General features: G+C 39.1%; 7 protein-coding genes. 3 read left to right on the forward strand and 4 right to left on the reverse strand.

What is annotated here, in order from left to right:
* Nucleotides 1-247: 247 nt before the first annotated feature.
* Complete coding sequence (locus tag EHQ64_RS03065; RefSeq protein WP_135648027.1) at nucleotides 248-1,372, reverse strand: serine hydrolase domain-containing protein; 1,125 nt, start codon at nucleotides 1,370-1,372, stop codon at nucleotides 248-250.
* A gap of 381 nt (nucleotides 1,373-1,753) precedes the next feature.
* Between EHQ64_RS03065 and EHQ64_RS03070 the strand changes: the two genes are divergently transcribed.
* Entirely contained in the window at nucleotides 1,754-2,422 is a 669-nt protein-coding gene (locus tag EHQ64_RS03070) for a hypothetical protein (RefSeq protein WP_135648028.1), read from the forward strand.
* A gap of 173 nt (nucleotides 2,423-2,595) precedes the next feature.
* On the opposite strand, the gene EHQ64_RS03075 is transcribed toward EHQ64_RS03070, so the two are convergent.
* Entirely contained in the window at nucleotides 2,596-3,066 is a 471-nt protein-coding gene (locus tag EHQ64_RS03075; RefSeq protein ID WP_135648029.1) for an ankyrin repeat domain-containing protein, read from the reverse strand.
* Between the two features lie 223 nt (nucleotides 3,067-3,289).
* On the opposite strand from EHQ64_RS03075, the gene EHQ64_RS03080 reads away from it, so the two are divergent.
* Nucleotides 3,290-3,784: a hypothetical protein gene (locus EHQ64_RS03080; protein ID WP_135648030.1), complete on the forward strand. Its 495-nt coding sequence runs from the start codon at nucleotides 3,290-3,292 to the stop codon at nucleotides 3,782-3,784.
* Nucleotides 3,785-4,131: 347 nt separating this feature from the next.
* Nucleotides 4,132-5,409: a Kelch repeat-containing protein gene (locus EHQ64_RS03085; RefSeq protein WP_246048558.1), complete on the forward strand. Its 1,278-nt coding sequence runs from the start codon at nucleotides 4,132-4,134 to the stop codon at nucleotides 5,407-5,409.
* Between the two features lie 69 nt (nucleotides 5,410-5,478).
* On the opposite strand, the gene EHQ64_RS03090 is transcribed toward EHQ64_RS03085, so the two are convergent.
* Both EHQ64_RS03090 and EHQ64_RS03095 read right to left on the reverse strand, forming a co-directional pair.
* Nucleotides 5,479-7,458 (reverse strand): S8 family serine peptidase, encoded by a 1,980-nt coding sequence (locus EHQ64_RS03090; RefSeq protein WP_167882341.1) that lies wholly within the window; start codon nucleotides 7,456-7,458, stop codon nucleotides 5,479-5,481.
* Nucleotides 7,459-7,466: 8 nt separating this feature from the next.
* On the reverse strand, nucleotides 7,467-8,975 hold the full coding sequence (locus tag EHQ64_RS03095) for a choice-of-anchor D domain-containing protein (protein WP_135648033.1): 1,509 nt from the start codon (nucleotides 8,973-8,975) through the stop codon (nucleotides 7,467-7,469).
* Between the last annotated feature and the right edge of the window lie 632 nt (nucleotides 8,976-9,607).

Consider the following 9,607-nt stretch of genomic DNA (forward strand, 5'->3'; position numbering starts at 1 on the left):
AGATAGAAAGTTTTTCCCGGCAATCCATTCATCCGGTTTAAAAAACTGTTTCACATAATCCTTACAATATTCTTCGGAACCTTTGGCTACAAATAGACAAGAGCAGCCTTCCTTGGCTGCAAAAGAAGGATATATTTTGCCTAATTTGTCCGGCAAAATTCTCCAATTTAAAATGGAATATAAAGAGAGAATTAATACTAACGAAATGAAAAAGGAAATACATAAGAATTTTATAAATCGATTCATTTTATTTATCCATATATTTTTCGTCTTCGAGGACCTTCGTTAATTTAGTCAAAAATTCTCCCATAGGAAATCTGCCTCCACGATCGTTCCCGAAACGTACGATGACTAATTTCGATTTAGGATCGACCACTAAAAACTGCCCCCAATGCCCCGAAGCAAAAAAAGAATCCGAAGAAATTTGAGGATAATAAAGATCATCCGTTTTCGTATTCGAACGATTGAGATAAACATGGCCTCCTAAAATCGGAAGACGGATCAATTTTGTGTACCAAGGCCTTTCAATCTTAGGATCGTAATAGCGAAATGTTTCCCGAACCCAATTCTTCGGAAAAATACCGGAAGCACTCCCCCATCCTTCTTCTAAATATATATGTCCTATTTTAGAAAGATCTCTTGCGGATAAATAAGCATAGGAAGAAGCAATTGGTACACCCTTCGGATCTTTTTCCCAAATATAGGAATGAATGCCATATTTACGGAATAAAGAATTGGAATAATCAGGATCTACCGAATTAAGGACCGCGGATAATAGATTCGAATCTCCACTCGAGTAAGAAATAGCTGTTCCTGGTATATTTGAAAAATTTAATTTAGATATATATTCCGTAATATCCGAATTCCCTTCTCCGTATAATATTTCTAGAATATCCGAATTAAAAGGGCTCCACTCGTATCTTTCCTTCCAGTCGAGTCCTGATGCGAAGAAAAGGAGATGTTTCACTTTTAATTCTTCGTTGGGATGAATGGGAGAATTTTTTAGGTACTGTTTTACCGGTTTTTCAAGATCCAGTTTTCCGATAGAAATTGCATTGCCTACAGCACCATTCAGTAAAAATTTACTGATCGACCAAGTCGGATGAAGTGTTTCGGCATCGAATCCGGAAGAATAGGCCTCCAAAACGATCTTCCCATTTTTAGAGACCAAAATCGCGTTTGTTCGAATTTTAGAACCGCTCGTTTGAAATTGTTCTTCCGTTGCCCATTTTGCCAAGGAATGAATTTCTTCTTTTTGATCTTGATCAATAATTTGAACAGAATACGAAAAGCCAGGCTCTCTATTGCAGGATAAAACTAAGAGGAATAAACTAAAAATGATCCCTTTTCGAAAGAATAATATATTCTTCATCTAAGGAAATAGGATAAGTCGAAACGAGTAAAGATCCTAAAATTTCAGATACGATTATTAAATTTTGGATACAAGTAAAGAAACCGAGTTCTTGTAAGATATCGATCCGCCAGAAATTGAATGATAGAAAAGTATTTTGTATGCGGCAGCGATGCGAAGTGGAAGTCGCGAATGCGACCGAAGCGATAGCGAAGCACGTAGCAGCGCGGTCGCGAGCATTTCGCGAGCGAGCCGCCCAAAACCTTCGACCAGAAGTTGGAAGTCCTACACAATTAATCCGATTCGAATCAGAAACTTTATTCCAAAGAGAGGAGAGATTGTCAAAGTAGTAGTTTCTTAAAAATTTATTGAAAGAATGAAAATAAAAAATATATTAGCGCAATGAAAAGTAAGATATTACTTCAAATTGCAGCACTTTTACTTCTTACGAGTTGTATGAGTTTAGATATTCGTGCACCATATTACCGTGCTTCTAACGTAAAAAATGATTCTAAAGATTGGGAAATCCAATTGGCGGATTTTGGACTTTATCGTGACGTTCGAGGGAATTGGTGGGGAAAGGATTTCTACATTGCCGAAATTCGAGTTAAGAACGTATCTCAAAAATACAAATTCTATCAAGTATGTAATAACAAATTAAAAGAATTCAATTTTAATTATATTCTTTCTAGGAACCCAAATATCAAAGCTGCTTATCAGGCCAACCCGGAACAATTCGACAAAGAAGGATTTCTCCAAGGCTTTCCACAAATGAAGCTTATAGTGGAAATTCCGTCTGCAGTAAATCATCCGGTTTCTACCTATTCGGGTAAACCGGTATTCCCTAATATAAGCGGTAACCTATTCGCAGCGGCAATGGTTGCATGTGAGTTTGGAACCCCAATGTCCCGAGATACGGACAGAGCAAGTACTAGTTCCGGTTGGCTTTCTCCGGGTGAATCCACGGCTTTCAAAGTAGTATATTCAATCCCGAATGGTGCTATTTTTTTGAAGTTAGATCAGACTGGATATTTTAGTACGGATTTAACTTCCGATACGGAAAGAAAGTAATTATAAGAATTATAAAAATTTGATAGAAGGGAGAAGAGCATTTTCCTTGTTCTTTTCTCCCTTTTTATCATCTTTCTTTCCGCAAGCTTAAAGCAATCCGGCTTATATAAGTGAACATGATTAACAAAAAAGAATGAAACGATTCACTTTACGTTAGACCCACTTGTAGGATTCTACATTAGATATCTTTTGCCTATATTATCTCTTTGATCCGGATTGGCTCCTTTTGCCAAAAGTAGATCCGAGATATCGCCTAACCCATCATAACTATAAGAAATATGTAAAGGGGTAACTCCTTTAGGATCCGCAACATTCGGATCAGCCCCATGTTCCAATAAAATTTGAACAGGTTCGAATTTACCGTTCTCTACTGCTTTATGAAGGGGAAAGATCCCAGCGGCATCCGGAATATTCGGGTCCACTCCCATATTGAGTAACGTCTCCAAATAGAACGGGTCTTGGATCTCGGAAGCACAAAAGCCGAGCATCCCTTTCGTACATTCTTTAAGACCTGTTTTTGCTTTGATATGATCCAGGATCTTGCGAAATCCCTGCCTGTCGCCTTTTTCAATTGAGGCGAAAAGCTCCTTTCCTTGATGGATCGTTGTACGATTTGAGACCCAATTTTTAATCCAATCTAGCACGAAAATCTCCCGAGTATTTATATATATAAAATGGACCGGATCCATTTCTTTATTAAGTTTTCTTACTTAGACTGTTCTGTCTTCATAAAAATCTCTTGTTCTTTGGTCTGGTAAGTATTATAAACGGTCTTAGATTTTCCGAATCGCCATTTAAATGCTAAAACAATTCATTCAAATTCTCTTTATAATCTCCATTTGCCTATCTAGTTATACCAATTGTGGGATGGCGCTTCTATATAAGAACAAGTTAGATGGACAGGGTCGCGAGGATCAAAACTCAAGCTTACTCGCGTTATTAGGTGGTTCATCAGGCGAAGCACCTTTAGTAATCGAGCCGATCAGTTGGATGAGTTTTCCGAGCACACCTGTAAACTTTATGGCAGGGAATAGCGGAAATTATACGGTTTCAGGAACTCTCCCATTTTCAGGCGGCTGTAATCAAGTAAACATAACCTTCTATGGAAGTAAAGATGGTGCGAATATTACAATTTCAGGTGGCGAACACGGTACCTGGGATAATCTTTATATAGATGACTGCTTTCCTAACTATTCAGATGGTTTTAACGTAAGTGGTTTTACTCCAGGAAAGGCTCGAGTTATTTATCGAGTCTCTGATAATGTTTATAATGTATGGTTTCCGGACTTGCGGGCGGGGCAAATCATAGGAGTCGTTGAGATCAACGTGGCAGACATTGGTAGTGTGGTAGTCGGCCCTTAAATTTACTTCTTATTAAATGGGACATTTTCTGCAGATCGAATAAGGTCCCAGTTCTTTTTACCGATCGTTTAACTTTCTTACAGGCGTATAAATTCGTATAACTACCAATTTGCCTCTTCAACATAAGTATTAGTACGAATAGAAATTTCCCAAAATATAGGTACAATTCCCTATAATTTAAATTTTGGGACGTCCTAGTGAATTTCTTAAAACGGAAGCGCAAATTTCTATATTCAATTTTAATAATGTTTTTCTTATCCGCTTGTTCGGATGGAGGTGGCAACAACTCTCTCGGTCTATTAGCTTTGCTTGGCGGATCCACCGAACTGCCAACCACATGGACTTGGATGAGCGGAAGATCATCGGATATTCTCGGCGGTGGCTACGGCCTACCTGTCTACGGAACAAAAGGTGTAGCCGATCCTGCAAATTTCCCAGGAGGACGCCAAGACTCAATGCAATGGGTGGATTCATCCAATAATCTTTGGCTCTTCGGTGGACAAGGAAGAGACGCGGCAACTGGTTTCGGACGATTGAATGATCTATGGAAATTCGACGGTGAAAATTGGACTTGGGTGAGAGGATCGAATAGTGTAAATTCAGCAGGAGCTTACGGGACTAAAGGTGTAACGAATTCAGGAAATGATCCGGGTGCAAGGATGAGTGGAACTACTTGGGTGGATTCTTCCGGAAATCTTTGGCTTTTCGGGGGTTGCAGTAGCATAAACAGTTCCGATTGTTTTAGTGATCTTTGGAAATTCGACGGAACAAATTGGACTTGGGTAGCTGGGCCAAATACTAAGAATACAAACGGAGTCTATGGCACACAAGGTGTCGCCAACTCTGCGAATTTTCCTGGAGGAAGACAAGGTGCCGTTGGATGGATAGATTCTTCCGATACTGCATGGATATTCGGAGCGAATGCCGGCCTCGATGAATCGTTCGGCTCTACCTCAGTGATGCAAGACCTCTGGAAATTTGATGGAGCCAATTGGACCTGGGTAGCTGGAAAGAAAACAATAGGGGGCCCTGGAGATGGAAATTGGGGAACGATCAATATTACTTCTGCCAGCAATATTCCTTCTTCCAGAGGGAAGGCAGTATCCTGGGTCGATTCTTCCGACAATCTTTGGTTATTCGGTGGAGCGAGCTATGATGATGCAGGACAGTTGAATGATCTCTGGAAATTCGATGGTACAAACTGGACTTGGAAAGGTGGTTCTAACTTGTCGGATCAAACGGGAGTTTATGGTAAAAAGAATATAACCAAATCTAGTAATAGTATCGGGGGTCGATATAGCGCAATCGGAGGAAAACTTCCAAATGGTAAGATTTGGATTTTTGGCGGGCAAGGGGTAGACTCTGCCGGCGACTCGGGGCAACTAAACGATCTCTGGATTTTCGACGGAAAAAAATGGACCTGGAAAGGTGGAACGGATTTGATCACTCAGGCTGGAAATTTTGGGCCAAAAGGAAAAGCAGGAACAGACTATTATCCCGGAGGTCGTTACGGATCTAGCGGATGGACAGACTCAAAAGGAAATATCTGGATCTTTGGCGGAATGGGTATAGATTCAAATGGAAATAACGAATTCCAAAATGATCTGTGGAAGGTCCGTCCTTAGATTAAAGAATATTATATAATTTTAAAATAAGAAGCCAGGGATCTTTCTCTGGCTTTTGTATACAATACATTAAGGTAATACAATTTTAATCTCTTCTGGTGGGATTAAATATTTGAAGGAACCGACTGCTTCGGCAGCTTTCCCGTATTTAGTCTTATTAGCCAAATCAGGGACCGCCCTACCCCCCGTAGTAAGAGCATTTATCGTGTCCTTATAATTAAATTCGGGATTATAAGAACGGATCAGAGCTGCAAGTCCGGCCACATGCGGCGCAGCCATAGAAGTCCCGTTTAATACTTTATACACATTCAATACATCTTTATCAAATGTATTTAAGCTAATCCCAATAACAGCTACTCCAGACTTTCCCGTATAAGGTCCTGAGGAAAATTCAAATCCAAATGTACATCTACTTTGGCCGACACAATCGTTTAAAGGTAAAGTCAAAGGTAATAACTTCCCATTCATCTCTCCGCTTATATAAGAGATCATTTTTCCGTTCGGTTCCAAGAAGGGAGCGGATGAATTGATCCCGTAAAAGAAATTTAGAGAATCATAATCTCGAAGAGAATCAACAGTCAAAACCATTTCCGCGATTACCTTATCAGCAGAAGAGCTAATCGGCACAGACTTATAAACACGAGAAAGAGTGGATGGAAGATAAGCACCTGCTGTTTTTCCCGCAAGAGGTATATTACAATTATTTGGTAGTAGCAAACTGGTATAAGATGAGGCTGGTTCGCCCTCTACAGATACTAAACAAGATAAATATCCAAATGGAGTTCCAGAAACATTTTGATAAGTCCAATCTGAAAATTCAGAACTCGCAAATGCGTCCGATTCAGCTCCTGCCCATACGTTTTGAATATTTGTTCCAGGAGCAGCTAAATCTACACTTTTTCGAGAAGTATCGTAATTGGAGAAACTTCCCAATTGATAGGCTTGGTCTAAAGCGGCGATACAAAGCAAATTTGATTCAGAGAATTCACAAGGATATGAATTGGAATCTTTTAGATTAGCATTCTCGTTTCCAGCAGCAACTACAATTAATGCATCATATTTAGAACCGGCTTCAGCAATTGCAGAACGTAAAGCCTCATCATAATTAGATCCTGCAAGGCTTAGGTTTAAAACTTTCGCTCCATTACGAACTGCAAATTGTATTCCCTTTACAACAGAGGACGTAGAACCTATCCCATTTCCATCTAATACTCGGACAGCCATAACTGGCGCTCCCCAACAGACACCTGTTCCTCCAAGTCCGTTATTTCCCTTTGCACCAATGATACCTGCAACATGAGTTCCATGACCATTGAAGTCCATTGGGTTGCCGTCGTTCTCTACGAAATCCCAGCCGTATGAACAAGCTCCTAGCGAAACTCCTTGCTCGGAAAAACATTCCGATGAACTCCAATAATTCAGATCTTGGTGATTATAATTGATCCCAGAATCTAAAACTGCGACGGTAGTTTGATTACAAGTTTTCTCAAAATTCTCACAAGCCTCGGCAAGTCCCATATCATTTCCGGTGCTTCCTGGTGGGTTATTCGTTACATAAACGGAATTTGATATTGTTTGCCCTATATTACGAAAACCCCATTGATTTGAAAAGAGAGGATCGTTCGGGATAATACTCGCAGTATAAATATAATTCGGTTGAGCAAATTCTACATCAGGATGTTCTGAAAATTCCTGAACCGCTTCTTCGATCGAAGATCCCTCACGAATGGAAACTAACGAAAGCCCATTGTTTGAAACTTGAAAATCTTCGACCTTCGCGCTAAAACTATTTGCAACGTACGACTTTACTGAATTCCCGGAATTATTTCTAAACTTGACTAGAATTTCCGTTGGATGATAAAAAATTTTTTGAGAAGATGAATATGCTCCTTTCCAGTGTGAGCTATTACTTTCTGTTCCGTTAGCATACCAAACAGATTTAAATAGATCTAGAGCATGTATACCTTTACTTTGAGAATAAAGTCCACTAACTAATGCGAAACCTAAAAAGCAGAAAAATAAAGAGTAAATAAAAAAGCGGTTCTTCATATATAATTTCATGGAATAACTACCGTTTGCACTGGAGAAAACTCAGATTTCCAAAGGCCGTATGGAGAACGATTCACAAATGATTTTATACGAACATACCAAGTTCCTTTGGAAAGTTTATATAATTTTGTAAATGTAGGTGCATAAGCAAACGATTCCCAATTCAGCACGTCTTCACATTTTGTTCCAGGATCAGTCTCCGCAGAAAAGCTGGATCCTTTCTTATAGCAGACAGTGTGACCTCCTTTATAAGTGTTCACCTCTTTGTTTCTGGAAATGGGCCAGGTAACATAAACATCCTTCTTACCTCCCCCTCCGAGAAGAGTAATGTTGAAGGGGTAAGGATACGGATCGTCAGCATATCTAGTCGCATATTCAAAAGTTAACAGAGCAATCTTAAATCCAACAGAGTTCGGCTTCAATCTTACACTAAAGGTTGTCTTTTCTCCTGGAGCCAAGATGGCTTGGGTAGGAGGGATAACCACGAATTCGTTTTGATTGTCCCCGCTTAAACTAAATGTGCCTTGAGAAAAATCTAAATTCGCGTTCCCTGTATTCTTCATAGTGAATACCAAAGCGGAAGAGGTTTTCCCAGGTTCAGCATTTCCTACTTGAACAACAGCGCCGGACCCCCTTACATCGATCATTCCATTCTCATTTCCATAAGAAATATCTACGGCAGGAGCAGGTGTAGCAACGGAGAATGCTCCATAAAAATGGTCGAAGATGGGAGAGTTTGGATCGTTCGTAGTAAACCGAAGAGTTATCCCATAATATAGAAAGCCAGTGGGACTATAGTTATAGGTCGTTGTGAATTTCTTTTTTTTGCCTGGCGCAATCGTTAAATTTGTTTCCGACCAAGTAAATCCGATATGATCTGAATATGGATCTTCCAAATTCACTGTTAACTCTTTTTCACCAGTATTAGAAACAACAAAAGTCCTTGTTATACTTTGTCCAGGAGAAGTAACAAAATTAATCCTACCCCCGATATAAGTATTTTCACCTTCTTCAGTTACTTGAAATCTAGGAGCGGCAAAATTTTTACCTGTCCCAACTAAATTCAGAATATAGGATCCAATATTCGGATCGTTTGTTGGGATAATCAGTTTTGCTGTTTTAACTCCTAAGCTACTAGGTAAAAAACTAATCTCTACATTCGATGGATTATTTTCGGAAATTGTCTCGCCATAAGAAGGTAAAATTCCGGGAAACATAAATTGATCAAGATGTAAACCTGCAACATCAATGATCGGGTTCCCCGTTAAATTTACGAACTCAGAATCCGGACAATCACAAGCTATTGTAAAGTTTTGGACAGGACTTGAGGTATATTCATAAGAATTTCCAAAGGAATATGTAGAACCACTTGGATATTTTTTTCCCTCTTGATCAATCAAGTATATACCTTGGATCCCTTTATAGGAACCATTCGAAGATGATGCTCCAAATAGTAATGGGATCGATGTATCCTTTGTACAATTTCCAAATGCAAAGAAGAAAACGATAACCGTCACAATCTTATAAAATTTTAAACATGAATGATCCAAAGAAATTCTCGAGATGTATTTTACTTAAGTATATACAGAAAATTTAGCTTAAAGACAAATCTCAATGAATATTGAAAGCATCTATGGCAAAAATTAAATTTTCGCAATATTCAAATGAAGTTATTAATAGGATCGAATATAATATTTGGGATATAGAAGGTTATTAGCAAATTCCCTCTATGAGAAACATCAAAAATTGCCTTTAGCACAATACACAACGTTAGCACTTTGTAATATTACAGATTATTATTTTCTCGTTCCATCTCTTCGTCTTACAAAGTAAAAACGAAGTCGCTATTCAACTGGAGGGTGCGGATAATAAAAAAGCCAGAGTGTTAACTCTGGCTTTTGGAGTGTTATTCTTAAACACACTACAGTCGACTATTGTCGGCTGCAGGACCTTTAGGTCCTATAACTTGCGAATATCTCACTGTTGCTGATCATCATATGGATGTTCATGCGGGGCATCTTACGATGCCCACTTGGCGTTGTTACCAACCTTAAGTAAGAAGTAAGTCTTACTCAAGGTTATTACTTTCATTTCGTAATATGGTCAAGCCTCACGAGCTATTAGTATCACTCGACTCAATGTGTTACCA

It is taken from the genome of Leptospira sarikeiensis (assembly GCF_004769615.1).
GTDB classification, from domain to species: domain Bacteria; phylum Spirochaetota; class Leptospiria; order Leptospirales; family Leptospiraceae; genus Leptospira_B; species Leptospira_B sarikeiensis.

What these genes read in the sequence shown, in the direction of transcription:
- EHQ64_RS03065 (WP_135648027.1), bottom strand. Translation starts at nt 1,372, where the DNA reads ATGAAGAATATATTATTCTTTCGAAAAGGGATCATTTTTAGTTTATTC.
- EHQ64_RS03070 (WP_135648028.1), top strand. Translation starts at nt 1,754, where the DNA reads ATGAAAAGTAAGATATTACTTCAAATTGCAGCACTTTTACTTCTTACG.
- EHQ64_RS03080 (WP_135648030.1), top strand. Translation starts at nt 3,290, where the DNA reads ATGGCGCTTCTATATAAGAACAAGTTAGATGGACAGGGTCGCGAGGAT.
- EHQ64_RS03085 (WP_246048558.1), top strand. Translation starts at nt 4,132, where the DNA reads ATGAGCGGAAGATCATCGGATATTCTCGGCGGTGGCTACGGCCTACCT.
- EHQ64_RS03090 (WP_167882341.1), bottom strand. Translation starts at nt 7,458, where the DNA reads ATGAAGAACCGCTTTTTTATTTACTCTTTATTTTTCTGCTTTTTAGGT.